Source organism: Mycobacterium kyorinense, from assembly GCF_001672775.1.
In the GTDB taxonomy this organism is placed as follows: Bacteria; Actinomycetota; Actinomycetes; order Mycobacteriales; family Mycobacteriaceae; genus Mycobacterium; species Mycobacterium kyorinense_A.
On record NZ_LZKJ01000185.1, the window covers coordinates 1 to 26661 of the forward strand.

Annotated in this window: 28 protein-coding genes, 1 tRNA gene and 1 pseudogene; 13 read left to right on the forward strand and 17 right to left on the reverse strand. The window is 65.5% G+C overall.

The features are described from left to right. Positions 1-382 (reverse strand): annotated as a pseudogene (locus A5707_RS19835) (dihydrodipicolinate reductase); the annotation flags it as partial. Between the two features lie 8 nt (positions 383-390). Beyond that, complete coding sequence (locus A5707_RS19840) at positions 391-1380, reverse strand: LLM class flavin-dependent oxidoreductase (protein WP_065016150.1); 990 nt, start codon at positions 1378-1380, stop codon at positions 391-393. A gap of 226 nt (positions 1381-1606) precedes the next feature. Between A5707_RS19840 and A5707_RS19845 the strand changes: the two genes are divergently transcribed. Together A5707_RS19845 and A5707_RS24220 are read left to right on the forward strand one after the other, a co-directional pair. Next, the gene (locus tag A5707_RS19845) at positions 1607-2056 is read left to right on the forward strand and encodes a lipoprotein LpqH (RefSeq protein WP_082969575.1); all 450 of its coding nucleotides are present in this window, start codon (positions 1607-1609) and stop codon (positions 2054-2056) included. Positions 2057-2148: 92 nt separating this feature from the next. Then, positions 2149-2517 carry a hypothetical protein gene (locus tag A5707_RS24220; protein ID WP_082969576.1) on the forward strand — a complete coding sequence of 123 codons (369 nt, stop codon included), beginning with the start codon at positions 2149-2151 and terminating at the stop codon, positions 2515-2517. Between the two features lie 51 nt (positions 2518-2568). On the opposite strand, the gene A5707_RS19855 is transcribed toward A5707_RS24220, so the two are convergent. Further along, a tRNA-Leu gene (locus A5707_RS19855) sits at positions 2569-2655 on the reverse strand. A 116-nt stretch (positions 2656-2771) separates the two neighbouring features. Here A5707_RS19855 and A5707_RS19860 point away from each other — a divergent pair. Together A5707_RS19860 and A5707_RS19865 are read left to right on the forward strand one after the other, a co-directional pair. Then, entirely contained in the window at positions 2772-3152 is a 381-nt protein-coding gene (locus A5707_RS19860; protein ID WP_065016153.1) for a hypothetical protein, read from the forward strand. Continuing rightward, a complete protein-coding gene (locus tag A5707_RS19865) occupies positions 3149-3502 on the forward strand; it encodes a DUF3817 domain-containing protein (RefSeq protein WP_065016154.1) in 354 nt (117 codons plus the stop codon). Before A5707_RS19860 ends, A5707_RS19865 begins: the two co-directional genes overlap by 4 nt. Before the next feature lie 82 nt (positions 3503-3584). Here A5707_RS19865 and rdgB read toward each other — a convergent pair whose 3' ends face one another. The 11 genes from rdgB to clpS form a co-directional block, all read right to left on the reverse strand. Then, the gene (gene rdgB, locus A5707_RS19870) at positions 3585-4187 is read right to left on the reverse strand and encodes an RdgB/HAM1 family non-canonical purine NTP pyrophosphatase (RefSeq protein ID WP_065016155.1); all 603 of its coding nucleotides are present in this window, start codon (positions 4185-4187) and stop codon (positions 3585-3587) included. Beyond that, positions 4184-4963 (reverse strand): ribonuclease PH, encoded by a 780-nt coding sequence (gene rph / locus A5707_RS19875; protein WP_065016156.1) that lies wholly within the window; start codon positions 4961-4963, stop codon positions 4184-4186. The genes rdgB and rph overlap by 4 nt, the downstream gene beginning before the upstream one ends. A gap of 28 nt (positions 4964-4991) precedes the next feature. Continuing rightward, positions 4992-5768: a cyclic nucleotide-degrading phosphodiesterase gene (locus tag A5707_RS19880; RefSeq protein WP_065016157.1), complete on the reverse strand. Its 777-nt coding sequence runs from the start codon at positions 5766-5768 to the stop codon at positions 4992-4994. Positions 5769-5840: 72 nt separating this feature from the next. After that, complete coding sequence (murI, locus tag A5707_RS19885) at positions 5841-6662, reverse strand: glutamate racemase (RefSeq protein ID WP_065016158.1); 822 nt, start codon at positions 6660-6662, stop codon at positions 5841-5843. Beyond that, positions 6659-7324, reverse strand: coding sequence for a rhomboid family intramembrane serine protease (locus tag A5707_RS19890; protein ID WP_065016159.1), 666 nt, complete (start codon positions 7322-7324; stop codon positions 6659-6661). Before A5707_RS19890 ends, murI begins: the two co-directional genes overlap by 4 nt. After that, entirely contained in the window at positions 7315-8274 is a 960-nt protein-coding gene (locus tag A5707_RS19895) for a cysteine synthase (protein ID WP_065016160.1), read from the reverse strand. Before A5707_RS19895 ends, A5707_RS19890 begins: the two co-directional genes overlap by 10 nt. Then, complete coding sequence (locus tag A5707_RS19900; protein ID WP_065016161.1) at positions 8271-8546, reverse strand: MoaD/ThiS family protein; 276 nt, start codon at positions 8544-8546, stop codon at positions 8271-8273. Before A5707_RS19900 ends, A5707_RS19895 begins: the two co-directional genes overlap by 4 nt. Next, complete coding sequence (locus tag A5707_RS19905; protein ID WP_065016162.1) at positions 8543-8968, reverse strand: Mov34/MPN/PAD-1 family protein; 426 nt, start codon at positions 8966-8968, stop codon at positions 8543-8545. Before A5707_RS19905 ends, A5707_RS19900 begins: the two co-directional genes overlap by 4 nt. Positions 8969-8978: 10 nt before the next feature. Continuing rightward, positions 8979-9998, reverse strand: coding sequence for a P1 family peptidase (locus tag A5707_RS19910; RefSeq protein WP_065016163.1), 1020 nt, complete (start codon positions 9996-9998; stop codon positions 8979-8981). Further along, a complete protein-coding gene (locus tag A5707_RS19915) occupies positions 9995-10567 on the reverse strand; it encodes a DUF2017 domain-containing protein (protein WP_065016164.1) in 573 nt (190 codons plus the stop codon). Before A5707_RS19915 ends, A5707_RS19910 begins: the two co-directional genes overlap by 4 nt. Before the next feature lie 9 nt (positions 10568-10576). Continuing rightward, a complete protein-coding gene (clpS, locus tag A5707_RS19920; protein ID WP_065016172.1) occupies positions 10577-10879 on the reverse strand; it encodes an ATP-dependent Clp protease adapter ClpS in 303 nt (100 codons plus the stop codon). A 55-nt stretch (positions 10880-10934) separates the two neighbouring features. On the opposite strand from clpS, the gene A5707_RS19925 reads away from it, so the two are divergent. Beyond that, positions 10935-12257 (forward strand): nicotinate phosphoribosyltransferase, encoded by a 1323-nt coding sequence (locus A5707_RS19925; RefSeq protein WP_065016165.1) that lies wholly within the window; start codon positions 10935-10937, stop codon positions 12255-12257. Positions 12258-12274: 17 nt separating this feature from the next. Next, positions 12275-14299: an ATP-dependent DNA helicase gene (locus tag A5707_RS19930; RefSeq protein ID WP_082969578.1), complete on the forward strand. Its 2025-nt coding sequence runs from the start codon at positions 12275-12277 to the stop codon at positions 14297-14299. A gap of 39 nt (positions 14300-14338) precedes the next feature. Here the strand turns inward: A5707_RS19930 and A5707_RS19935 are convergent, their stop codons facing one another. The 3 genes from A5707_RS19935 to A5707_RS19945 form a co-directional block, all read right to left on the reverse strand. Continuing rightward, positions 14339-15595: a mannosyltransferase gene (locus A5707_RS19935; protein ID WP_065016166.1), complete on the reverse strand. Its 1257-nt coding sequence runs from the start codon at positions 15593-15595 to the stop codon at positions 14339-14341. Between the two features lie 68 nt (positions 15596-15663). After that, the gene (locus A5707_RS19940; RefSeq protein WP_082969579.1) at positions 15664-17058 is read right to left on the reverse strand and encodes a glycosyltransferase 87 family protein; all 1395 of its coding nucleotides are present in this window, start codon (positions 17056-17058) and stop codon (positions 15664-15666) included. Positions 17059-17238: 180 nt separating this feature from the next. Beyond that, positions 17239-18363, reverse strand: coding sequence for a BTAD domain-containing putative transcriptional regulator (locus A5707_RS19945; protein ID WP_065016168.1), 1125 nt, complete (start codon positions 18361-18363; stop codon positions 17239-17241). Between the two features lie 44 nt (positions 18364-18407). Between A5707_RS19945 and A5707_RS19950 the strand changes: the two genes are divergently transcribed. The 7 genes from A5707_RS19950 to A5707_RS19980 form a co-directional block, all read left to right on the forward strand. Further along, positions 18408-20135 carry an ArnT family glycosyltransferase gene (locus A5707_RS19950; RefSeq protein ID WP_156658178.1) on the forward strand — a complete coding sequence of 576 codons (1728 nt, stop codon included), beginning with the start codon at positions 18408-18410 and terminating at the stop codon, positions 20133-20135. Positions 20136-20459: 324 nt separating this feature from the next. After that, positions 20460-22274 carry a hypothetical protein gene (locus tag A5707_RS19955; protein WP_082969581.1) on the forward strand — a complete coding sequence of 605 codons (1815 nt, stop codon included), beginning with the start codon at positions 20460-20462 and terminating at the stop codon, positions 22272-22274. A gap of 163 nt (positions 22275-22437) precedes the next feature. Further along, positions 22438-23208, forward strand: a complete 771-nt coding sequence (locus A5707_RS19960) for a hypothetical protein (RefSeq protein WP_082969582.1) — start codon at positions 22438-22440, stop codon at positions 23206-23208. A gap of 271 nt (positions 23209-23479) precedes the next feature. Next, positions 23480-24145, forward strand: coding sequence for a vWA domain-containing protein (locus A5707_RS19965; RefSeq protein WP_197495385.1), 666 nt, complete (start codon positions 23480-23482; stop codon positions 24143-24145). Positions 24146-24359: 214 nt separating this feature from the next. Beyond that, a complete protein-coding gene (locus tag A5707_RS19970) occupies positions 24360-25253 on the forward strand; it encodes a protein phosphatase 2C domain-containing protein (RefSeq protein WP_197495386.1) in 894 nt (297 codons plus the stop codon). 181 nt (positions 25254-25434) lie between these two features. Beyond that, positions 25435-26133, forward strand: a complete 699-nt coding sequence (locus tag A5707_RS19975) for a DUF2510 domain-containing protein (RefSeq protein WP_197495387.1) — start codon at positions 25435-25437, stop codon at positions 26131-26133. 31 nt (positions 26134-26164) lie between these two features. Next, a partial coding sequence (locus tag A5707_RS19980) for a hypothetical protein (protein ID WP_156658180.1) occupies positions 26165-26661 on the forward strand: 497 nt, incomplete at its 3' end.

Below are 26661 nucleotides of genomic sequence, written 5' to 3' on the forward strand. Positions count from 1 at the left end.
CCGATTCGAGCTGATCTCGCCACTCAGCCTGGAAGTAAGCAGGCGGATAGATCAGGCTGGTGGACGTCGTGGACACCACGTTGATTCCGGCCTCGAGCAATCTGAGGTAATCGGGAACCGCGCCGGCGTCGCGCTCGGGGCCGCTGGCGGTGTACACGACACAGTCCGGGCGTAGCGCAATCAGCGCCTCGGCGTCGTTGGTTGCCGCTAGGCCCATGGGGGCGCCACCGGCTAGCTCGCCTGCGTCGCGGCCATCCTTGTCGGGCGAATGCACCCAGACACCGACGAGTTCGAGATCCGGTCGTCGCCGAATTGCGTCGATCGCAATCGAACCGACCCCGCCGGTCGCCCACACGACGACTCGAATTGGTTCCGCGGCCATGAATCTCCTCAGTCAGGATCGGAACTTGCCTGTGCGTCCGCGGCGGCTGCGACCGCGCGCTCGAGGTAGGGCCAGGCGAGGTCTGGCGGTAGGCCGGCGCATAGCGGCAGGAGTGGCAAGCTCCGACCGCCACGGACGTAGTCGATCGCCTCGCCCGGTGTGAAAACGCGATACGGGCCCGGTGTTTCCCGCAACTGAGCCACGTTTTCCGCACGTGAAATGCTGGCCACCGCTATGTCGCCGTGCCGGTAGGCGGCTGCGGTCATCGCATCGTGCAACAGATATGGGCCGAGCTCCTCCCATGCTCGCTCCGGGTCGCCCGCGACGAACACCGTTGTCGGCGCGCTGCCGTCGGGAAACTGCGACACCCCCGGTTCGTTCCCATGTGCGCGGCATGCCGACTCGTAGAACTCCTTGAGGCCCGGCGGGTTTGCCTGCGCGATAAACCCCAACCCATGTCTGGCCGCCCGCTTGGCCGCCGCCCGGCTGCCACCGGCGATCATGATGAGCGGCCCGCCGTTGGTCGCACAGGGCGGCGTGACGTGAATGCGCCGACGTTCGCGGGTGACGGATCCGCCGCGCAGTAGTTCCAGCAGCAGCGCGAGCCGCTCATCGGCCAGCCGTCCGCGCTGCCGCATGTCGACGCCGAAGTGCTCATATTCCTCGCTACGGTGGCCGATACCGAAGGCGTAGGAGACGCGTCCGTTGCTGATGATGTCCAGCACGCTGATTTCCTCGGCCAGGCGGACCGGATCCCAGAATGGAATGACCACTGCCGCAAGCATTATGGCTAACCGCCTAGTGCGGGCAGCGATCGCCGATGCCAGTATCAAGGGAGTGGGCAGATGGCCGTCGTCGGCACCATGGTGCTCGGACAGCACTGCGGCGACCGCCCCGCGGGTTTCTGCCCACGAACACATCTCGATGGCCGCGGCGTAGAGGTCGCTCGTCGATGCCCCGACATCCGGTGCCCGCATATCGAATCTCAGGGTGAACATCAACGCCGCTTCTCGGACTGATGCTGCGTCAAGCATCCACTCCTCTGGGTTTGGTCCGGCGCCCCGTAAACCACGCAGACTATAACCTAATGTTTGTTCACGACGAAAGTGCCCGGCTGGGACGCGGGATTTCGTTTCGCCTGCTGCCGGAAACAATGGAGCTCGTCGCAGTAAGCTTCATTTTTCGCTCTTCGGTGGTGGCCGGTGATGATGACCGCAGCGCACCTTGCCGGAGACGGTGAAAGGAAGGTGGCCGGTGAGAATCCGTTTCGTCGCCACCGTGCTGGCAGCCTCAGTGCTGGCCGCAGGCGCCGCGGGGTGCTCGCCCCGTTCCGAACCGGTGCACCAGAAGACCGCCCGGGTGACGATCAACGGCCACACCCGTACCTCGCATGCTGTCTCCTGCAGCCAGGTGCAATGGCTGTTGACCGCTGACATCGGCGCCGCGCCCGCCCATATTCAGGCCGTCATCGATCTGGGGCAGGATCCCAAGCCCGAGTCTGTCCACATCGATAACTTCGAGGGCTTCACCGGAGTCGCCGACACTGGTGGAGGCAAGACGAAGGCCGTTTTTTCCAAGGACACCTACACCATCACCGGCACCGCCCAAGGAACTGACCCGGACAATCCGAACACGCCGGCAACCGCAGATTTCAAGATCGAAGTGAGCTGTTGACCTGATAGCACCGGGCACCCGTCGCGGCGCCTCGAAGCCGGCGATATCTGTCGGTGGCCGCTCATATCATCCGGTGCATCAGGAGAGGAACCATGACGAGACACACATGTCTGCGCTGCGGACTCGAAACCCGTTGCTCACACAGCAGTTGGCCCGACCGTCACCCGGCCGCCGCAGTCGCGTTCGCGGTGCCGGTAACCATCATTGCGCTCGGTTCAATCGCCGCCTATCCGTGGCTGTTCGTGCCACTGCTCGCGTTGGCCGGCCTGGCGTACATCGTGGACCGTGAACACCGGCGCCGCGCAGCGTTGGCCGCTCGCGCCGACTACGAGCACGGGGCGCTCGCAGCTGGCTCGGTGCCGCCGGTAGTGCCGCCGCCGGTGCAGCAGACGCATTCGCTACCGTGGCAGACCGTCCGCCTGCTGAGCACCCAGCCGCTGGGTATCCGAGAGCCTCGTTGAAGGCTGCGACCTGGGTCGCCATCATCTAGCAGCACAAATGCCGCTATCGAATGGTGCGGGCGGAGGGACTCGAACCCTCACGCTCTTTCGAGCACGGGCACCTAAAGCCCGCGCGGCTGCCAGTTACGCCACGCCCGCAAGCCCAGCGATCGTACCGCTCCGTTTGCGGCCGGATCTGCCGGTGCACCGGTAGGGCGCACCAGCGCGTCTCGACGAATTCGTCGGGCCCAAGGCGTGAGCGGTACGGTCAGGGGGTGTCCACTACACGCCGTCGGAGATGGGCGCTCGTCGCGCTCGTCATCGTCGCTGCCTGCGGTTGCCTGGCTCTGGGGTGGTGGCAGTGGACCAGGTTTCAATCGACGTCGGGCACTTTCCAGAACCTCGGCTACGCGTTGCAATGGCCGCTGTTCGCCGGGTTCTGTGTCTACGCATACCGCAAGTTCGTCCGCTACGAAGAGGTCCCGCCCGCGCCGTCGAACGACAACGCTGTGACGGAGATACCCGACGGACTACTGCCCGAGCGCCCTCAACCCGAATCGCAGCCGTCCGACGACCCCGCGCTGCGGGAGTACAACGCCTACCTGGCCGAATTGGCGAAGAACGATAAGCACAGACAACGAAGGACCACGGCATGAGCACGCCCGAGACCCCCGAAGCGCAGCAGATTTTCCCCGTAGCGAAGATCCGCACAGCGCTGGTGGGCTATCGCATCATGGCGTGGACGACCGGCGTCTGGCTCATCGCGCTGTGCTACGAGATCGTCGTGCGCTACGTCGTCAAGGTGGACAATCCGCCGACGTGGATCGGTGTGGTGCACGGCTGGGTGTACTTCACCTATCTGATCTTCACCGCCAACCTCGCAGTCAAAGTCCGTTGGCCGATCGCCAAGACGATCGGCGTCCTGCTGTCGGGCACCATCCCACTGCTCGGCATCATCGTCGAGCACTTCCAGACTCGGAACATCAAGGCACAGTTCGGCCTGTAGCCCGTCGACTGTGCGGTTTCATACGTCTGCCGCGGCGTGTCGCGGATGAAACCGCACAGTCGGGGCCGATGGGCGTCAGGGCCTACGGCGCCAGTGCCCGCAGCGCGGGCAGCAGCAGCGCCAACGCTCGGCCCCGGTGCGACACCGCATCCTTCTCCGCCGGCGTGAGCTCGGCCGCTGACCGATCAGAGCCGCACGGCACGAACACCGGGTCGTAACCGAAGCCGCCGTCGCCGCGCTGCTCGCGTGCGATCGCGCCGGGCCACTCGCCGCGCACGACGACCTCGCCGGAACCGGACACCAGTGCGCATGCCGACACAAACGCCGCGCCCCGCCGCTCGTCGGGCACATCACGCAACTGCGCCAACAGCAACGCGGTATTGGCGGCGTCCTCGCCGTGCACACCTGACCACCGCGCCGACAGCACTCCGGGCATCCCGTTCAGCGCAGCCACCTCAAGGCCGGAATCATCTGCAACACAAGGCAATCCCGTCGCGGCATACCCGTCACGCGCCTTGGCCAACGCATTGTCTTCGAAAGTCGCCCCGGTTTCCGGTGCTTCGTCGTACGGCGCAACATCGTCGAGCGACACCAGCGTCATGCTCGACAGTTCGGCTGCGTCCAGCACTCGGCGCAGCTCGGCCAGCTTCTTACGGTTGCGGCTGGCCACCAACAACTCGGTCAGGTTCCAAACGCCTTCTGCGGAGGAGGCCCCTCGGGCAGCACGCCCGGATACGGCAACGCCAACGCCTCACGTTGTGCGGCGAACAGCTTGTCGCAGGCGCCAAGCGCGGCGTCGAGCATTTTGTCCAGCGTTGAGCGTGGGAACGTCGCGCCTTCGCCGGTTCCTTGGATTTCGACCAGCGTTCCGGTGTCGGTGGCGACGACGTTCATGTCGACTTCAGCGCGCGCGTCTTCCTCGTACGGCAGGTCGACCCGGATCCGGCCGTCGACCACACCGACGCTGACCGCGGCGATCGCACACGACAGCGGCCGCGGATCGGAGAGTTTGCCCGCCGCCGACAAGTAGGTCACCGCGTCGGCCAGCGCCACATAGGCGCCAGTGATCGCGGCGGTGCGGGTTCCGCCGTCGGCCTGCAGCACATCACAGTCGACCGCGATGGTGTTCTCCCCCAACGCCGCCAGGTCGATCGCCGCCCGTAACGACCGGCCGACCAGCCGGCTGATCTCCTGTGTGCGCCCACTCAACCGGCCCTTCACCGATTCGCGATCGCTACGAGTGTGGGTAGCCGAGGGCAACATCGCATACTCGGCGGTGAGCCAGCCCAACCCAGATCCCTTGCGCCACCGCGGCACTCCCTCGGTGACGGATGCGGTGCACATGACTCGGGTCCGGCCGAATTCGACGAGCACTGAACCCGCGGGATGTGACGTGAAGCCGCGGGTGATGGTTACCGGGCGCAGCTCGTCGTCGAGACGGCCGTCTTCTCGTTTGGACACGCCGCCAACCCTAGCCGGACGCCAGCGATCAGCTCGCGTCGGTTTGGGAGTGCATGATCTCGAACGTCTCGCCGCACACCACCGCATGCACGGGGCCGTCGAACTCAGCCTTGGCTTCCCTGATCACGTCCTCGCGCGAGGTCCACGGCGGTATGTGGGTGAGCAGCAACTCCCGCACGCCCGCGTCCGCCGCCACCCGGCCTGCTTCGGTCCCGGACAGATGCAGATTGGCCGGCCGGTGCGGCGAGTGCGTCCAGGACGCCTCGCAGAGAAAGACGTCGGCGTCGCGGGCCAATTCAACAAGCGCGTCACAGCAACCGGTGTCGCCGCTGTAGACGAACGACACCCCGTCGGCATCGGTGAACCGCATGCCATACGACTCGGTCGGGTGGGCCACGAGCCGGGGCAGCACCGTCAACGCGCCCAGCGTCACCGGCTCACCGTCGACCCAGTGATGGATGTCGAAGATGTCGGAGAAGTCGTCGATCTCTCCGCCGTACGGCGACGACGCCGCCCCCAGTCGCGACCAGGTGTCGCTGGGGCCGTACATTAGCGCCTTACCGGTCGGCGGCGTCGGGTGGTAGCGACGCCAGACGAACAGTCCGGGCAAATCCAGGCAGTGGTCGGCATGTAGATGCGACAACAGCACTTGGACCGCACTGGGATCGGTTTGATGCTGCAGTGCTCCCAGTACTCCCCCGCCGAAGTCGATGACCAGCGGTGGAGTGTCCGGCGCCCGCAACAGATACCCCGATGCCGGCGAATCGGGACCCACCACGCTGCCGGAGCAGCCGAGGACGGTCATTCGCACGGTCCCTACTGTGCCATGCCCGACACCTGGTTGGCCAAGACATCTCCGCTTTACTGCAGACCGCGATCATTTCGATACACCGACCTGACGGTGGACCGGTTGAACACCGGTGACCGCGGGCCCCAAAAACCGCGCCGCCAGCCGGGTGAATGCCTCGGGGTCGCCGGTGGCTTCGAACGCTCGGGTGGCCGGCGGCGCGTCATGCGGGCGCAGCAGGTCCCGCTCGGTGAGCACCCGCACCAACTCCTTGGCGGTCTCCTCGGCGCTGGACACCAGCGTGACGGTCTCGCCCATCGCCAGCTGGATCAATCCGGACAGCAAGGGGTAGTGCGTGCATCCCAGCACCAAGGTATCGACGTCGGCGCGCTGCAGTGGCTCTAAGTAGCCCTCCGCCAGGCCAAGGACTTGGCGACCGCTGGTGACGCCTCGCTCGACGAAGTCGACGAACCGCGGGCAGGCCACCGCGGTGATCTCGGTGTCACGGGCAGCAGCAAACGCATCCTGGTAGGCGTGCGAGGCGATGGTGGCCTGCGTGCCGATCACGCCGATGCGGCCATTGCGGGTTGCAGCGACGGCGCGCCGCACCGCCGGCAGGATTACTTCGACGACCGGAACGTCGTAGCGTTCGCGGGCGTCGCGCAGGCACGCCGAAGACGCGGAGTTGCAGGCGATCACCAACGCCTTCACCCCGCGCCCGACCAGGTTGTCGCCGATGGCCAGGGCGTGCCCGCGGATTTCAGGGATGGTCAGCGGACCGTAGGGGCCATTGCCGGTGTCGCCGACGTAGACGATGTCCTCGTCGGGCAACTGGTCGATGATCGCCCGCGCGACGGTGAGGCCTCCCACGCCGGAGTCGAAAACGCCGACGGGTGCCAGTGGACGGCTCACGTCGGCAGCGCCCGGCGGCGCTCGCGCGCCTTGCGCTCGGGGCTGGACAGCAGGTAGGCGGCCAGCACTCCGGCGATCCCGCCACACAGATGCCCCTGCCAGGACACTCCCCCGCACACGTTGAGCACCGGGACGGCCCCCCACAGCACCCCGCCATAGGTGAAGAGGACCACGATGCCGATGACGATCTGCCAGCCCGACCGGATGAAGAAGCCGAACACCAGCAAAAAGGTCAGCCAACCGAAGATCAGGCCCGACGCGCCGATGTGGTCGGTCTCACCGCACGGCGAGCCGACGTTGCCGATCAGCCAGGTGCCGAAACCACCGACGATCCACACGATCGCCGTCGCCCACAGGAACCGGGACAGCCCGGCCAGCGTCACCAAAAAGCCGAGTACCAACGCCGGGCCGGTGTTGGCGATCAGATGCGCCCAGTTGGCGTGCAGCAGCGGAGCGAAGATGATGCCCCACAGCCCGTCGGTCTCCAGCGGCCGAATGCCGTTGCGGTCCAATTGATGTCCGCCGAGCTGATCGAACAGCTCGACGACGTAGAGCAGCGCCACGAAGCTGAGAATCGTGGCCCCGCCGACCACCAGCGTCGAACGTTTCTTGGGCTGCGCGGTCGACGGCACCGGGTGTCGACCCGCGCCGCTCACGCCCATAGCTGTCCTTCCAACGCGTCCTCGGCTTCGTCCAAGCTACCGACGTAGGCGCCAGTGGAGAGGTACTTCCAGCCGGCGTCGGCGACGACGAATGCGATGTCGGCGCGCTCGCCTGCCTTGAGCGCCTTGGACGCGATACCGAGCGCGGCGTGCAGCACCGCGCCGGTGGAGATACCGGCGAAGATGCCTTCGACGTCGATCAGCTCTCGGGTTCTGCGCACGGCGTCGGCGGCGCCCACCGAGTAGCGAGTGGTCAGGACGGCAGGGTCATACAGTTCCGGCACGAAGCCCTCGTCGATGTTGCGCAGTGCGTAGACGCCTTCGCCGTAACGGGGTTCGGCGGCCACGATCCGGACGTCAGGCACCTGCTCACGCAGGAACCGGCCGGTGCCCATCAGCGTGCCGGTGGTACCCAGTCCGGCGACGAAATGGGTGATCTCCGGCAGATCGGCCAGCAATTCGGGGCCGGTGCCGGAGTAGTGCGAGTCGGTGTTGGCCGGGTTGCCGTACTGATAAAGCATCACCCACGACGGGTTGGCCGCTGCCAGCTCCTTGGCGGTGGCCACGGCGGTGTTGGAACCGCCCTCGGCGGGCGAGAAGATGATCTGGGCACCGTAGAGCTGGAGCAACTGGCGTCGCTCGATCGAGGTGTTCTCCGGCATCACGCAGATCAGCTGGTAGCCCTTCAGCCGGGCTGCCATCGCCAGCGAGATACCGGTGTTGCCGCTGGTGGGTTCCAGGATGGTGGCGCCCGGCGCCAGCAGGCCGTCGGTCTCGGCCTGCTCGATCATCCGCAGCGCCGGCCGGTCCTTGATCGACCCGGTCGGGTTGCGGTCTTCGAGTTTGGCCCACAGCCGGACATGCGGTTCGTCGTCCCAGCGCGGTGACAGTCGTGGCAGGCCCACCAGCGGCGTGTTGCCTAGGGCCTGCAGCAGCGAGTCGTATCTCATGTGCCACCGGCGACAGCGGGCAGGATGGTGACCGAGTCGCCGTCGGCGATCGTCGTGTCCAGCCCGCCGGAGAACCGCACATCCTCGTCGTTGACGTAGATGTTGACGAAGCGATGCAGTTTGCCGTTGTCGACCAGCCGCTCGGTGATACCGGAGTAGTTGGCCTCCAGGTCGCTGATCACCGCCTGCAGTGTGTCGCCGCTCGCTTCGACGCGTTTCTGCCCGCCGGTGTGCGGACGCAGGATGGTCGGGATGGACACGGTGACGCTCATTGGTGCTCCTCGTAATGCTCGACGATGGTGACGGGCTCTTCGGTGACGACGCCGTCGATGATGCGGTAGCTGCGCAATTCGTGCTGGTCGGGGTCGCGGGTGGACACCAGCACGTAATGCGCGTCGGGCTCGGCGGCCAGGTTGATGTCGGTACGGCTGGGATAGGCCTCGGTCGCGGTGTGCGAGTGATAGATAACCACCGGCACCTCGTCGGCCGCATCCATCGCACGCCATACCTTGAGCTGCTCGGCCGAATCGAACCGGTAGAAGGTTGGCGAACGTTCGGCGTTGACCATCGCGATGTGGCGCTCCGGGCGATCGGAGCCCTCCGGGCCAGCCAAGATACCGCAGGCTTCGTCGGGATGGTCAGCGCGCGCGTGGGCGACCATCGCGTCGACCAGGTCGGCACGAATTACCAGCACGTTCTCTTCCTCACTTGAATGCTCCGGGCAACAGGTCCCGGTAGGTCGGTATTCCGGCCACCGACTCGGCGGCCAGCACACCGACCAGTACTGCGCGGGCCAGGCAATCGGCGGCCGCCGCGCCGACTGCGGTGATCAGCGCGGTCTCCGGGGAGAGCGCGGCCGGGGTCTCAGCCGGTGGCGCCACCTCGACGGCGCCGGTGGCGAGTGCGAATACTGTATCGCCGTCCAGTGGGGTATGCGCCGGCCGGATGGTGCGGGCCAGCCCGTCGTGGGCGGCGATGGCGACCCGCCGGCACCCGGCGGGGCTCAGCGCCGCGTCGGTAGCGACCACGGCGATTGTGGTGTTCAGCGGGCTTGCCTCTGCGTTCAGCTGGGCGAACGCCGCGATCTGCTCGGCCGGCGGCGGCGTCAGCCCGAACTCGTCGACCAGGTACGCCAGCCAGGGCAGCCCGGTGTTCGTGTCGATCGCCTCCCCCGCGGCGTTGACGACCGCGACGGCCCCGATGGTGACACCCGACGGCAGCGTCACCGAGGCCGTTCCCACGCCGCCCTTGAGGACCCCTATCCGGGCGCCGGTTCCGGCGCCGACGCTGCCGAGGGCGAAATCGGTGCCGGCCGCTTCGCAGGCGGCGTAGCCGAATTCGGCGGTCGGCCGACAATCCCAGCCGCCGACTGGCAGGTCGAAGATGACCGCGCCCGGCACGATGGGCACCACACCGCCGTCCATCGCTACACCGCGACCGCGCTCCTCAAGCCAGCGCATCACCCCGTCGGCGGCAGCCAGCCCGTAGGCACTGCCGCCGGCCAGCAGCACCGCGTCGACGTAGCGCACGCTGTTGGCCGGGTCGAGCAGGTCTGTCTCGCGGCTGCCCGGGGCGCCGCCGCGGGCGTCGACGGCACCGACCGTGCCGGGCGGCGCCACAACGACGGTGACCCCGCTGGCCCAGCCGGCACCGAGAGTGGCGTCCGGGTCCAATCGGTGACAGTGGCCCACTTGGATGCCGGCGACATCGGCGATCGAGTTCATCGATTCCCCATCAGCGCCAGCACCAGGTATTCCTGCAGGACGGTCAGCCACTGATAGACGTCGAGGTGTGGAGCCAGCGGATGGTCGTCGGGTAGCCGATCCGGGCCGTCGGGGCGGATGTCGAGCATCGTGCCCAGCGCGAGGCGAAGGTCGTTGACGGCTGCAATCCAGGCATTGGCAGCGTCTTCGGTCAGCTCGAACCGGCCCCCACCGTCTGGCAACGTATCCAACAGCTCTTGTGCCGCAACTCGTTTGGCGTCGATGATTTCCGGCTCGTGCAGACTGCGCAGCGCAGCGTTAAGGCTGTCCGCGGATTCAGACGCGTCGTCGTCGGGCTTAGAGAAGTCCGGCAGCAGTCGGCGTAGCGTCGCATTGTCCGGAGGTTCGGTGTTACCGGTGCGCATACCGGTAATCTGCTCGAGTTCATCTGCCGGAGAAGAGGATTCCCGATCTTCGAGCAGGCCCATCATCGAGCTGACCAGATTCTTGAGCAACGTCACCTCGTGCGGCGCCAAAGCGGATCGAAAACGCGGACCTTCGGCGGTGTCGACCCGCTTCCACTTGCGCACGCCCGAAGCTCACCGGTCCTGCTGCATGGTGGCCCACAGTCCGGCGGCATGCAGCTTGGACACGTCGACCTCCATGGACTCCCGGCTACCCGACGACACCACAGCTTTGCCTTCGTTGTGCACCTGCAGCATCAGTTTGGTGGCATGCGGCTCGCTGTACCCGAACAACTTCTGGAAGACATACGTCACGTAGTTCATCAAGTTGACCGGGTCGTCCCACACGATGGTGACCCACGGGCTAGCCGTGACCTCGACCGGATCAGCCTGGCGTTGCCCGCTTGTTCCCGGCTTGGTCGGCGCTGACGCAACCATGACTTCCAGGATACCGAGCAATCGCGGTAGCCACGCCAACCGATACCGTTGCGGTGTGGACCACTCGGCCTGCCCTGGGCTGCTGACCGATAAATACGAGTTGACGATGCTGGCGGCAGCGTTGCGAGACGGGACGGCTCATCGCCGGGCCACTTTCGAGCTGTTCGCGCGGCGGCTGCCGGCAGGACGGCGGTATGGGGTGGTCGCCGGCACCGGCCGGTTCCTGGAAGCGTTGCCGCAGTTCAGGTTCGACGATGCCGCGCTTGCGTCACTGGCGGATTTTCTCGATGCCGACACGTTGCGCTATCTCGGCGACTATCAGTTCCGCGGCGACGTCGACGGGTATGCCGAGGGCGAACTGTACTTCCCGGGGTCGCCGGTGCTTTCAATACACGGCAGTTTCGCTGAATGCATCGTGCTGGAAACGCTGGCGCTGTCGATCTTCAACCACGACACCGCGATCGCCTCGGCTGCTGCGCGCATGGTCAGCGCTGCGCAGGACCGCCCGCTGATCGAGATGGGGTCTCGGCGCACCCATGAGCAGGCCGCCGTCGCCGCAGCGCGTGCCGCCTACCTCGTCGGCTTTGCCGCATCGTCTAACCTCGAAGCCCAGCGCCGATACGGCGTACCCGCCGAGGGCACTGCCGCGCACTCGTTCACCCTGCTGCACACCGGTCCCGACGGCCCCGACGAGACGGGCGCATTCCGCGCCCAGGTTGACGCGCTGGGCGTCGACACCACGCTGCTGGTCGACACCTACGACGTGACGACCGGGGTGGCCAACGCGGTGGCGGCCGCCGGAACCGGTCTCGGGGCGGTGCGCATCGACTCCGGTGAGCTGGGGGTGCTGGCCCGCCAGGTCCGCGAGCAACTCGACCGGGTGGGTGCGACGCGGACCCGCATCGTGGTGTCCGGCGACCTCGACGAGTTCGCCATTGCCGCGCTGCGCGCCGAACCGGTGGACAGCTACGGGGTCGGCACCTCGCTGGTCACCGGGTCGGGGGCGCCGACCGCGAACATGGTCTACAAGCTGGTCGAGGTCGACGGCATCCCGGTGCAGAAGCGCAGCGCCCACAAAACGTCGCAGGGCGGCCGCAAGGAGGCGCTGCGACTGTCCCGCCAGAGCGGGACGATCACTGAAGAGGTCGTCTATCCGGCGGGCCATCCCCCAAAAGCCGCCGATGACTGCCGGGTGTTGACGATTCCGCTGGTCCGCGACGGCCAGCCGGTGGTTGAGGTCAACCTGGGGGCGGCGCGCACGCTGGTGGCCGCCGGCTTGAGAAGCTTGCCGTGGGAGGGTCTGATGTTGTCGGGCGGTGACCCCGCGATTCCCACGACCCAGATCCCGGCCCCGCATCACCAAACCAACCAGGAGTAACCACGACCGAGCTGTCCGTGCCTGATCTGCTGGCCACCGCCGTGGCAGCGTTGGGCGGCAGTGAGCGCAGCGGCCAATTGCAGATGGCCGCCGCCGTCGCGCAGGCTTTCGAAACCGGCGAGCATCTTGCCGTGCAGGCCGGCACCGGCACCGGAAAGTCGTTGGCCTACCTGGTGCCTGCGGTCCTTCGGGCAATCACCGACGACAGAACCGTTGTGGTCTCAACCGCCACGATTGCGCTGCAACGCCAACTCGTCGACCGTGACCTGCCACGGCTGGCCGACTCACTGACCGAGAGCCTGCCCCGGCGACCGGAGTTCGCGCTACTCAAAGGCCGGGGAAACTATCTGTGCCTCAACAAGATCCACAACGGCTCGGTCACCGAGCCCGACGACCGGCCGCAGGAAGAGCTGTTCGAGCCGATGGCTACCAGCGCGCTGGGCCGCGACGTGCAGCGCCTGGTCGAGTGGTCGTCGAGTACCGAGACCGGCGACCGCGACGAGCTTCGTCCGGGCGTGCCCGACCGATCCTGGAGCCAAGTCAGCGTCTCGGCGCGGGAATGCATCGGCGTGGCACGCTGCCCGTTCGGCACCGACTGCTTTTCGGAAAAGGCGAGAAGCCGCGCCGGCGCCGCCGACATCGTCGTCACCAACCATGCACTGCTGGCCATCGATGCCATCTCCGAAGCGGCGGTGCTGCCCGAGCATGATCTGCTCGTTGTCGACGAAGCCCACGACCTGGTCGACCGGGTGACGTCGGTGGCGACGGCCGAGCTATCGGCGACGGCGCTGGGCGTCGCCCATCGGCGCGCCGCCCGCCTGATCGATCCAGAACTCTCCGAACGCCTGGAGGCTGCGACCGCCACCCTTTCGGCGGCGATCCACGACGCGTCACCGGGACGGATCGATCGCCTCGATGACGAGATGGCCAGCTATCTGACCGTGCTGCGAGATGCGTCGGCCAAAGCCCGATCGGCCATCGACACGGCGCCGAGCGACCCGAAGGCCGCCTCGGCGCGGGCGGAAGCCGTAACCGCGCTGACCGATATCAGCGACACCGCGGCGCGCATGCTGGCTTCGGTTGTCCCGGCGATTCCTGACCGCACAGACGTGATGTGGCTGGACCACGAAGACAACCGGGGCAGTGTGCGGGCGATCCTGCGGGTGGCGCCGCTGTCAGTGGCGGAGTTGTTGCGCGGCAGGCTGTTTGAGCGCTCTACCACCGTCCTCACCTCGGCCACGCTGGCTATTGGCGGCAGTTTCGACGCCATGGCCTCGGCCTGGGGTCTGACCGGCGGCGACGACCTGCCCCGCTGGCGCGGACTCGATGTCGGTTCGCCGTTTCAGCACGTGAAGGCCGGAATCCTTTACGTTGCTGAACATTTGCCTCCGCCGGGCCGTGACGGCACCGGTTCGGCCGAGCAGCTGAGCGAGATCGCCGACCTGGTCACTGCTGCCGGTGGGCGGACGCTTGGCTTGTTCTCCTCGATGCGGGCGGCGCGGGCGGCCGCCGAGGCCATGGCCGAACGACTGGAGACCCCGGTGCTCTGCCAAGGTGACGACAGCACCGCCGCACTGGTCGAGCAGTTCGCCGACGATCCCGAGACATCGCTGTTCGGCACGCTGTCGCTGTGGCAAGGTGTCGACGTGCCGGGGCCATCGCTGTCGTTGGTGATCATCGACCGAATTCCGTTTCCTCGGCCCGATGACCCGCTGCTCTCGGCCCGTCAGCGCGCCGTCGCCGCGCACGGCGGCAACGGCTTCATGACAGTGGCGGCCAGCCATGCCGCGCTGCTGTTGGCGCAGGGCGCCGGCCGGCTGCTGCGGGGTATCGACGATCGCGGCGTGGTTGCGGTGCTCGACTCCCGGATGGCCACCGCCCGCTACGGCGGCTATCTGCGCGCGTCATTACCGCCGTTTTGGGCGACCACAGACGGCGTACAGGTCCGTCAGGCACTGGCCCGATTGCGCACCACGCTGGAGGAGAACTCTCGAGACGAGGCGACGTCCGATCCAGCTGCTGCTGGAGACGTCGCCGGATAATGCGAAATCGATTGGGCCCGGTGGCTTCACGACGGACAGCTAGCGAATAGGCGAGCAGTCGGTCGATTCTTCCAATCGGGCAGCGGAATTCGGGGTTGGTGCGCGACGTCGATCAGATAGCGACGTTGAGGCCACCCAGGCCAGCGTGATCAACGTCGCGGCGATATAGGCCATCCCCGTCCAAGCCAGATACCACGGGTGACTGCCCCGCGGCGTCATCGACTGGACGAGTCTCAGCAGCCAGGGCGGCGCAGTCAGTACCAACCATCCCCAGCCCAAGATGCGCGCCCCGGCACGCTCACGCAGCGGCCCATGGAGCAGCCAGATCATCAGCGGCAGTAACCACACCCAGTGGTGCGTCCACGAGACCGGCGACAGCAGCAACCCGAACAGTTCCACCATCAGAATGCCGCCGAGCCGGTCGGATGTGCCGACGGCGCGCCACGCCAGCAACATCAGCACCGCTGTCACGGCGAGAGCCACCACTACCGGCGGCCCATAGCCGGCATCGTGGCCGAGGATCCGGGACAGGCCGGCGCGCCAGGACTCATTGTTCAACGCTCCCACCGACCCTATGACCCGATGAGTGTCGCCGATCAGATCGGTGAAGTAGTAGCGGGCTTGGTCACCGAGGACAAGCACCGACGCGGCGACCGTGCCGGCGAACACCACCACCGCGAACACCGCGGTTGCCCACCGGCGCGCGCCCAGGAAGTACAGCCCGCTGATCGCTGGAGTCAGCTTGATCCCGGTGACGAGCCCTACCAGCGCGCCCGAAACCCACCACCGCGTGCTGCACACCGCGTACAGCACCGCCACCTCCAAAAACAGGCTGACCTGTCCCCAGTCGAAGGTGCTGCGCAGCGGTTCGATCCAGATGCCCACCGACGTCCACAGCATCGCGGTGCGATGTCCGCCGGCCGACCCGCCCAGCAGTCGCTGGCTGAGCCGCACGAGGGCGTAGACGGCGGCGACGATGCCGACTCGCCACACCCACGCCACCACCTCGAACGGCAGTAGGTGCAGCGGGAAAAACACGATCGCGGCGAACGGCGGGTACGCGAACGGCAACGGCGGGGCGACGTGACTGATGTAGCGGTAGTCATATAGCCGATGCGAGGTGCCAATGGTCGCCGCTGCCCCGACAAAGTCGTGCAGATCGCCGACGGCAGCGGCGTTGGGTACTAGCAATGTCCAGGCCAGGCGGCCGAGGATACTCAGGGCAAGCAGCAGCGGCGCGGCGTTGGTCAGCAGCGCTAGTGAAACTCGGCGACCTGGATGGCCCGACCTATCCACCGGATGCCATTTTCACCACTCGCGGATAAGGACCTGCTGGCGCAGCGCCTGAAGTCGCACAACACAATTTAACCCGGCGATGGATGGTCGCTGCCGGCGAAAAGCACGACCGGCGCCGCGTCACATTCAGATGAGCCCACGGCCACCGCCGTCGGTGCGGGCTGCGTAGTCGTGGCTACTTCCCCCGGCGGCTGGCCGAGGCGACCGATGGGTTTTAGACGGCTTGCGATGACGCCCGCGACGACCAGCAGGACGGTATAGACGATCAGGTTGAGGTTCTCTAGGAGGGGCCGCCATTGCACCGTGGGCGACATGTACAACAGGCCGACGCGCGGCACGCGGTCACGAGGAAACGAGTGTGCCCATGAGCCCATCACCGCCCACACAATCGCTACACCAGCCCACCACCACGCGTTGGTCAGCGCCCGGTGCACAAGGTAGACGACCACGGGAACGAGCCACACCCAGTGATGGCTCCAGGAAAACGGCGACACCACGGTAGAGCTCAACCCGGCAACGGCGAGGGCGAGCAGGGGTTCGCCGCGGCGATACAGCCGCACGGCGATCCACATGCTGATCGCCACCACACACGCATCGGCCAGCAGCCACGACCAGGTCGGCGGCGCCGTTCCCGAAAGGCGGGCAATCATCCCGCGGACGGTCTGGTTGGCAGCCCCCTTGAAGAGGAACCCGCGGATGTAGCCGGGGTCAACGAAATATCCCCGCCAGTACTGCCTGGAGTCGTCGGGAAGGACCAACCACCCCAGCCCGATTGTCGCGGCGAACGTGACCACGGCGACGCCGGCGGCTCGCCACTGGCGTACGAGCAGGTAGTACACGATGAAGTAGGCGGGCGTGAGCTTGATGCCCGCCGCGAAACCGATGCCGACCCCTTTGAGTCGGCTGCGCTGGCTGCGCGAGGCGTCCCAGAGCACCAGCAGCATTATCAGCAGGTTGATCTGTCCGAAGAACAGCGTGGTGCGAACCGGTTCCAAGAACGCGCAGGCAAGCGCGAGCAGCGCGGAGACGCCGGCCAGGTACGGCGTAATTCGGTAGCTCAGGATCCGAAAGCACAGCACCACGCACGCAATCAGCAACACAACATTGATGCCAGACCAGATGTACCTGTCTGCGTGATAGGGCAACCAGACCAACGGCACGAATAACAGCGCCGAGAACGGCGGGTAGATATACAGCAGCGGGCCGCCGCCCAGCGTCTTGTTGTAGAGAGGCAGGTCTTTGAGAACGTGGTAACCGCCGTCGCGGTATACGTAGTAATCCGCCCATCCCACCAATAGGCCGATATTGGGCTGCCACAACGTCACAAGTGTGGTCAGCAATACCACAGAAACGATCGCCGCAACGAGGAGGATCACCAGTGTCGACCACTGGAAACCGAGTCGTCGACGCACGGAGCGCGCATGATGCTGTGGTGACTGGGCGACCGCGTCAACTTCACACATCGACCGAGCCTCTCGGGGCCACACGGCGCTAGTTCAGATGGTTCTCTACCAGCGCAGAACGGGAAGGGTAAGCAACCAGCGACGCCGTATGCTTGGCGCACAATCCATCGCGAGGTCGCATGGCGAATAGTAGTCACGCTGGTCTGCGGCGAGCGCACCGACGGCAATGCCGACGTCACGTTATGGCTGGAGCTCGAAGGTGAATTCGTGGCCGCAGATCCGGATGCGATCGCCATCGGCGAGGGTGGCATTGGGATCCAGGCGGCGGTCCTGCACCAACACGCCGTTGGCCGACTTCAGATCGATGATCATGAAACTGCTTCCGGTATCGATGATTACGGCATGGCGACGGCTGACTTCGACATCGTCGAGCACGATGTCATTGTCTGCCAGGCGCCCTATTCGCGTAGCTGGCGCCTCTAGCGGGTAGCGCCGCCCGGCTGCATCACGCAAACCGGCAACAAGGGACCGGCGTATAAGAGCGGGATGCGCGGTGGCAAGAGCGCGGGCCGCAGTGGTTTTGCCGGCATGCTTGGTGTCCAGACGCTCCTGACGCAGAATTCGCGTGTGCAGGCCCTCGACGGTGGGTCCCGGGTCAATGCCCAAGTCCTCGGCCAGCACCGTTTTGAGCCGCCGGTAGGCCTCCAGTGCGTCGGACTGGCGTTCAGCCACGTAGTAGGCGGTGATCAACTGCGCCCACAACGGTTCACGGTAGGGATGTTCGGCAGCGAGCTCTTCAAGGTCACCGATAACGGTATGGGCGCGGCCGCAGGCGATTTCGGCTTCAGCACGGGCGATGTGAACCGACACATTGTCTTCCATCAGCGCGGTCGCGAACGGCTCGACGAAGGCGAAATCGCGTAAGTCATCCAGTACCGGCCCGCGCCATTCGGCCAGCGCGGCTGCCATATGATTGCTGGCTTGCTGGAATTGCCCCGCTGCAGCGGCGTGAATTCCCGCCGTCTTCTCGGCGATGAAACGGTCCAGATCGCAGTCGCCGTCAGAGACATTGAGCCGATAGCCGGGGGGTGCGCTGGCCAATACCGCATGTGGGTCCATGTCGGCGCTGCCCAGCAGTCCACGGAGGTTGGAGACGTAGGAGTGAATGCTTGCGCGTGCCGCCGGTGCGGGCGACTGATCCCAGGCGCCGTTGATCAGCGATGCCGTGCTGACCGGGCGGTTACGGTTGATCAGCAGCATGGCCAGTATTGCCCGCTGCTTGGGCGTGCCCAGCGCCACCGGCGTATCCGCCACGGTCAACGACAACGGTCCGAGAAGACCGAACTCGAGACGGGTTCCGCCCATCGCCTTTCCAGCCCTCCTGGTCGCCGGCGGCGTCGTCTCTTATTGTGACGCGCCCAGACCAGTCGGCGGCCATGATCGCGGATTTCGCCGATCCGCCTGCCGGCGCTGTTTTGAAAGTCGCTCGAATTTTGCCGGTAAGGTCTGCTGACAGCGTGAGAAAACTCCAAGGCGGGCCGATGCTGGGAAACACCGAACCTTGCGGTCAGGGCCCGCCGGCCGGGGTGGAGCCTCCTCAATCACTAAAGGGCCGAACAGGTCACGACCAAGCTGAGCCCCCGGCAGGCCAGATGCCGTCGCGAAGGCTCGTCGGTGCATTGCCACTCGCCGCGGTGATTGTCGTCGGCGTGGTGCTCCGTACGTTGGTGTGGTGGCCGCCGCACAACCTCTCGGGCGTGCTCGAATACGACGACGGCGTTTATTACGCCGCGGCCCGGCTGTTGCTTGACGGGTATCTGCCTTACAGCGACTTCACCATCGTCCACCCGCCCGCGGTCTCGCTCGTCCTCCTTCCCGCCGCCGTTCTCGGGTACCTCTTCGGCGACCCGGTCGGAATGGCCGCCGGGCGGGTCGAGATGCAGGTAATCGTTGCGCTCAACATCCTTCTGGTCCACCGGCTCGCCGGTCGCCTGCCGGGCGACCCGGCGACGAGCAACCGTCGCGCGCTGGTGGCCGCCGGGCTTTACGCCCTTATGCCCAACGCGGTCGTCGCCGAACAAACGATTCTGCTTGAGCCACTTGCCACCTGCGCCTGTCTCGTCGCAGTCTGGCTTCTGCTACGCCGTCACGAGCCCTCGCGGTTCGAACTCGTCGCAGCGGGCTTTTTTCTCGTTACTGCCGTCGCGCTGAAGCTGTTCGCCCTCGCATACATCGCCGCGGTCATCGGTTATCTGCTGTGGACACGAAACATGAAGTCGCTGTTGCCGCTTGGCGCAGGCGGCGCTTTCGGCGCGGCGGTCGTCGTCGCACCGTTTGTAATTTCTGCTCCAGCCGACGCCTGGCACGACGTCGTCGTCACGCAGCTCAGGCGTCCGCACAATCCATTTGTGCTCGACGGCGTGGACCGGATCGTCGACATGGTCGGACTGCGGGCAGTCGCGGTTCCCGTCGCCCTTGTGCTGCTTGCCCTTCTCGCCGCAGCAACCTTACGGCGATTCGACCCGCTCATCGCCCTGTGGGCAGCGGTGGCCGGGATTACCGGGTTGGCGTTCGCCACGTCGCCGACCTACTTCACCCACTACGGCGAGTCCCTCGGCCCGGCAATCGCTTTCCTCGTGAGCCGGTTGCTCGTCATTCGGAAGGGCGTGCTGCTCGTTACCGCGTTCGCGGTCACATTCGCGATCGGCGCCGGCACCCAACTCGGCGACCTTCGGGGCCAAGGCGATCTCCGCGCGCTCATGGCCGAAATTCCTGACGGCGCATGCGTTTACTCCGATGCGATCAGCCTCCCCTTGGCGGCAGACGTCTACACCGCCCCGACGGATCGCTGCCCGTCATACGTCGACGGGCGCGGCGTCGCGCTGACGCAGAACACCGATTGGGACAACCGCGTCAGCTTCTACCCAGCTGGATTCATCGCCGACAAACGTTGGCAGCAGGCCAATGTCGAACAGATGAGGCACGCTGACTACCTGCTGCTGCGTCATCCCCCGGCGACATTTCCTGAGTGGGACGCGGCGACCCGCGCCTATGCCTTGAGCCATTTCACATTAGCCATCGACCATTCCGATGGCCGACAGCCATTCGTATTGTGGAGGCGCACAGCGCCGGGCTAAACCAGTACGGATGTCGCCGCGGTTAGGCCGCTGGCAAGCCATGTCTTGAGCGAGAACTCGAACCTGGGAACTTACTGAGACGGTCAAGGACGTAAACGTTACTGTTAACTCTTTTCCCAAACCAGTCGCAGCGATCAGATGTATGTGATATTTGCGCTACCGGTTGCGGCGCGGGTCCGCCGTGTCCAAGGAGGTCGCACCCATGCCCGTTTTAGCAGGGCGTGACACCACACCGTGTCCGGCCACGACCACCCCGACCGGTGCACAGTGGACGCGCGAGAGCAACGACAGCAGCGATCTGACTCTCGCCCCGACCCGTCGCTCATGAGCACCATCGCCGACCCGCCGACAGACGCCTCGCGGGCGACAACGCTGCCGCTGTCCGCGCGCGACCCGCTGCCCTCTGAGGCAACGCTCTGGGCCCGGGCCCCGTCGCTTATCACCCTGGCCGTCGGCATCCTGACCGTCGTCCTCTTCGGTGTGCTCGCCTTCGAGCACCGATGGATCAGCGACGACGGCATGATCGTGGTCCGCGAGGTACGGCAGATCCTGGCGGGCGCCGGGCCCAACTACAACCCATTCCAACGCGACGAGGTGGACACCAGCCCCCTGTGGACATGGCTGGTGACTGCGGTCGCGTTCGTCGCTCGCGGTGACATTGCGGTCGATGCGGTCGTGTTCGGCCTGGTGCTCGCGGTGTCCGGCCTGGCGCTGGCGTTGCGCGGCAGTGCCAGCTTGCACCGGCAGTGCGGCGCGGCCGGCGTGCTGCTACCGATAGGCGCCCTGGTCCCACTCGGAATCCGTGGGTTTTGGGAGTTCGCCACGTCCGGACTGGAAACTGGTCTTTCCCTTTTCTGGCTCGGCCTGGCGTGGTGGCTGTTGGTGTCGGTCACCGAAGACGCAAGCCGCGCGCGGCTTACGACGGTTGCGGTCGTGGTCGGCCTCGGTCCGCTTGTGCGGCCGGACTTCGCGTTGGGCTCCGGCGTATTCGCAGTTGCGCTGCTGCTGATCGTGCGACCGGGCTGGCGCCGCGGACTCGCCTACGCCGGGATCGGCGCGTTGCTGCCGGCGGGATACCAGATCTTCCGCATGGGCTACTACGGCATCACGGTGCCGATGCCGGCCTTGGCCAAAGAGGCCGGCGGAACGCTCTGGGGGCGTGGAATCGGCTACCTCACCGACTTCTACGACGCCTACCGACTCTGGGTTCCGCTGTTATTGATCACGGTCGTCAGCATCGGAGTGCTGCTCAGCCGGACCACCATCGACCGGCGGCGTGCCATTCTGATGGCTACACCCGTGCTCACTGGCCTACTGCTGGGCCTGTATGTGGTGAAGGTCGGCGGCGATTACATGCACGCGCGCATGTGGATCCCGGTCGTCTTTGCGCTGCTGTTGCCAGTGATGATGCTGCCGGCCGGACGCGCCAGCGTGATCGGCGCCCCGCTGCTCACGGCGTGGGCGCTAGTCGCCGGGCTGACCATGCACTCGCCTTACCAGGGGCAGCAGTATGGTCCGGGCGACATCGCCAACGAACGCGCCTACGAGACGATCCACTACGCCGGTAACCCAGACCTCACCACAACCGACTCGCGTCTGCGGAACTTTGCGCAGCTTCCCACCCTGGCCAACCTGTTCAGCCGCGGCGACCGCACGCTGGTGATGAGCACCGGCGACCATGCAAATGGGCCACCCTGGACCGTCCCACTGTCGTCGTCGGTGCCGGACCGAATTGGCTTTTTCTACGACAACATGGGTACGGCCGCTGTAGTGACGCCGCTAGACGGCACGGTGATCGACGTCAACGGCCTGGCTTCCCCACTGTCGGGCCATTTGCTGCTGCAACAGCGTGGCAGGCCGGGCCACGAGAAGTGGATGCCGGTCGCGTGGGCGTTGGGTGAATACGCCGACCCCGCCGCAATCAGCAACATGACGGACAGGAAGGAAGTGACGAAGGCGCAAGCGCTTGCGGCACGGCACGCCCTGTCCTGTACCAGCCTCAAAGAACTCATGGACTCGGTGAACCAACCAATGAGCCCGGGGCGCTTTTGGCACAACCTGACCGGTTCGTTGTCCCGTACGAATTTACGGATCCCGGCTGACCCGTTCGTCGCCGAACGGCAGTTCTGTGACCAATAGCTGCGGGTAGCAGTCGGGAACCTAACGAGGTCGCTATCCACCGCGGAATTTTTTGAGAATCCTCCAAGTATTCTCCTCCATCCTGTGTGTGCTAACCGCTCAGGGCGTTAGCACACATAGTTGAAGGCACATCGCCCGGAGTCTTCTGGCATGGGAACCACAAATGAGGAAGTCATTCACTACACGCGGCACCGCCGATGGCAAGTTGCGACAGTTCCACGTTCACAATCAGCTGAATGTCGAACGGACACATGCAATCACGAAGTTGCTCACCGCATTGGTTATCGCCGTCGCAGTCGCAACGACCATTCCGCCGACCACACACGCCGCCGGTCTTCTGACCGTCGGGATGCGGCTGACATTCGGCAACCGCAACTGCTCGCTGGGATTCTTCGCCACCGACTCCGTGGGCGATCAGCTCGCCATCACCGCCGGACACTGCGCGAGCCAGCTTAACCAACGGGTGTACAACACCTTCGGCGATCAGATCGGTGAAGTCGTGGCGTGGCAGCCAGATGCCGAAGATGGTGACGGCAAACTGATTGGTTCACGCGGGTTCACGGTGGTCTACACCTACAAGACCTTCGGCATCGAGGCATTTTTCACGGGCGTGGGAACCGCCAAGGTTGGTGATCATGTGCGGCTCTATGGCGAACGGACCACGGGCACGAATGGCACGATCACCAACGTGTCCTACTCCACGGGTCGCCCGGATTTAGATCTGCTCACCGCCGACATTGTGCAGCTCCCGGGCGACTCAGGCGGTCCCTGGTTCGCAGAGGGCCCTACCTTGGTGGGCATCGCCTCCAGTGGTAATGAAGAGACCGGCGGTGGTTCCCAGGGCGCTCAGGCCCAGCCGCTCGCCTCGGTTGAGCGGGAAATCAAAACTGTTGCGCGCTACGGCGACGGCTTTTCCGTCTACACGCAAGGCTGACCAACGTTCTCCACCGCTTGGGCTCCGTCGACCGGTCATCGGCGAAATCGGCTGCAACCCGCCGGTTCCTGAGTGGTTCCTGTCAACGTTGGTACGCACGTCACGCGCCGTATCTTCGGTGGCTTGGCGGCTGGCCGCCGGCCGCGTTGACGTTTTGGCCAATGCGAAAGAAACGATCCCAATGAGCGAGTGCGGCAGTACACTTTGACCGCCGAGCTACGCCGGTTGTGCTGATCAACCCAGTCGCTCGGGGAGAGTGCGGTGTCCTGTGGTGGAGCCTAAGGGATCGATTCTTCTGGTCTACTTCGTTGCCGACGAGTCCGGCTCGATGGGCCGCAATATCGACGAACTCAACAACGGCCTCGCTTCGTTGCACGACGCTTTGCAACGAGAGTCCTTCGCCGCCGCCAAGGTTCGACTATCGGTGATCGGCTTCTCCGACACCTCGTTCACCTACCTCGAGCCGGCCGATTTGCGTGTCCTCCAAGGGATGCCGGTGCTGACAGCGCAGAGTCTGACTTCGTATGCCGCGGCGTTCGACCAACTCGCCTACCGTATCAGCGTCGATGTTCCCAGCCTGAAAGCTCAGGGCTATACCGTGCACCGGCCTGCGGTGTTTTTCTTGACGGACGGGCTACCGAACGAAAACGAAGATTGGCGGTCAGTTCGAGCGAACTTGCTATCCCAACCCGCGGCACCCAACATCCTTGCCTTTGGCATCGGGGATGCCGACGCCGCCGTTATAGGTGAGGTCGCGACCAAGCCGCACTTCGCGTTCGTTGCCGCCCGCGGGGTGGACGCGGGCGCGGCGATCTCCGAGTTCCTCACCTCGCTGACGCAGTCGGTGATCAGCTCGGGACAAGCCATCGCGTCCGGCTCGGCTGAACTGCAATTCGAAAAACCAGAAGGGTTTACCTTAGCCGTCGACGTCGTGTAGGCCAACGTCCATGATCGCGTGGCGGAACCGAAAACACGGGTCACCCCGCGACGGGAATGCTGCTGCGCCGCTCCAACCGCCTGCAGTGCCGCCAACGGCTCCCGCCCCAGAGCCCACGGCACCAAGCGCATCGGATTCTGAAGTTCCACGTGTCGCCGAAGTTGTTGGGCCCACTGCCGTTCCGCAGATCACCGTGGGATCACCGTCGCCGACGGTGGAACCATCAGCAATTGCTCCGGACTACTGCTCGTTGCCGTTTCGTCCCGATGTGGTGATCGATGGGTGGTCCACCGACGCGATGACCGTGCGCGGAGTGTCGCAGCGCGGACACCTGCATCGCTACAACGGGGCGCCACGCCAAGATGACTTCGCGATACACCTTCTTCCCGATGGACGCGTGGTTGTTCTTGTCGCCGACGGTGTTTCGGGGTCACCGCAGTCGCATATCGGCGCAAGCGCCGCCATCAAGCAAGCCGCCGAATGGCTGCACACTCAGCTGGGCGACGACATCGCCGGCACCGACTGGCTGGGCCTGCTCAAAAGCACCGCGTGGGCGCTCACCGAGCGGGCGCAACGCCTGCTGGGACTTGACAACCCCGACCCGGTACGCGCCGAGCAGGAACTCGCGACGACTTTGGTGTGCGCGATCGTCGAACCCACCGCCGCGGGAACCCTGCGAGCTTATCTGGTGAGTGCCGGCGATTCGGCTGCCTGGCTGCTCTCAGCGGGACAGTTCGTCGAGATTGTCGTCGGCAAGGTGCCCACGGAGTCCGGGATCGCCTCATCGGCGGTTATTGGATTGCCTCGCGTGCCAACCGAAGTGACACCCCAAGTGGTCGACGTGGCCAACGGCGATGTGCTGTTGATCGGCACCGACGGAATCGGTGATCCGCTGGGAACCGGGCAGGGCGGGGTGGGCGATTTGCTCCGCGAAGTCCTGACAAAAGCACCGGCGCCTTCGCTGATCGAGTTTGCCCACGCGGTGGACTTCAGCCGGGAGACCTTCGACGATGACCGAACCTTGGTTGCGGTCTGGCCACGAACGCCGGTCGTACCCGAAAGTGTGGTGCAGTCGCGGGAACCCAGCGCCGTGGAAGGTCTGCAATGACACGGCAGATGATCGAACGCGACACGTTGGCCGTGCCGACAACGTCCGAGCACGGTGCGCCAAGGATCCGCCAAGGCGGTTTTGTCAACGTTGGCGTGACTTCGACACTCGACATAACTGGCCGACGCACGCAATCGCGCCGGTCGCGCCGCCGGATATCTGTCCCGAGGAGAAGAAGCTGATGACGCAGCCACGGGGCGCCGACTGGTACCCGGACCCCAGCGGCAAGCCGGGCCGAATGTATTGGGACGGCCAGCAATGGCACAACGACATCCCGGCGACGCTGCCGCCTGCTGACCAGTCGCGTGCTCAGGAAAACGCAGCGGGCGCACAACCTCCGCGCGGCGCAGTCCTGATGCCCGCGCTTTGGGCGGTCATCGCGGCTTTGGTCGGCACGATCGCCGTTGTCGGCTATCTGCTCGTGAAGCAGTCGCACCGATCGCGACCCCCGACCGCACAACCGGCCCCGGCTGCTGCGCTTCCAACCGTGCGACCCGCGCCGACGCCAGCGCAATCAGCGCCACCGGCACCATCGTCAGGGGCGGTCCCCACGTCGACGTACTTCAAGACTCTGTCCGGGACGAGCTGCCAAGTCACCGCCGACCAGGTGACCTGCCAGACGTGTATCCCGGGCGAGGTCATCACCAACGCGTACACGTGTACTGATCCCGCACCCGAGGTTGCGGTCAACACCGCGGGCATTGTCGATCACAATCCCGCAGACATCGGCTCGTCTTCGACCATGCAGCAGCTCTCGAATGGCCAGACCTATCACGCCAACGGCTGGACGATCGTGGCCAGTGGGGGCTGGTCGCGCTTCATCAACGACGCAACCGGTCACGGAATGGCCGTCGCTGCCCAGAACTTTGACTCGTACTGACCCGGTCGACAGTGCTCGTGGGAGGTTTGCGATGACGCGGCAGGTGATTGCGCGTGAGCGGTTGGGGGTGTTGGCCAAGATCGGTCAGGGTGGTCAGGGGGTGGTGTATCGGGCGCCTAATGTGAAGACCAAGTTCGCGATGTCGATGGTCTACAAGGAATATAAGGCCGCGATGCGCGCTGGAGTTGATTTCACCGCGCTGGCGGCTATGCCTGCGTTGGTGGAAGATTCGCTGTCCTATGCCGAGGCTGAACGGCTGATCTCCAGTGCGGCCTGGCCCTGTGCTCTTGTCGAAGACGGTGGCGCCTCAACGGGCTTTGTGATGCCGGCCATTCCCGACGAGTTCTTCATCGACTTGACCACCGTCAAAGGGGTGTCACGGACCACCGCAGAGTTTCAGCACCTGCTCAACCATTCCTCGGTGCTAGCCGCGCGCGGCCTCAACATCACTGACGCCCAACGCTATACGTTGTTGCGTGAGGTCGCCTCCACGCTGGCGTTCATGCACAAGCACGGTGTGTGCGTCGG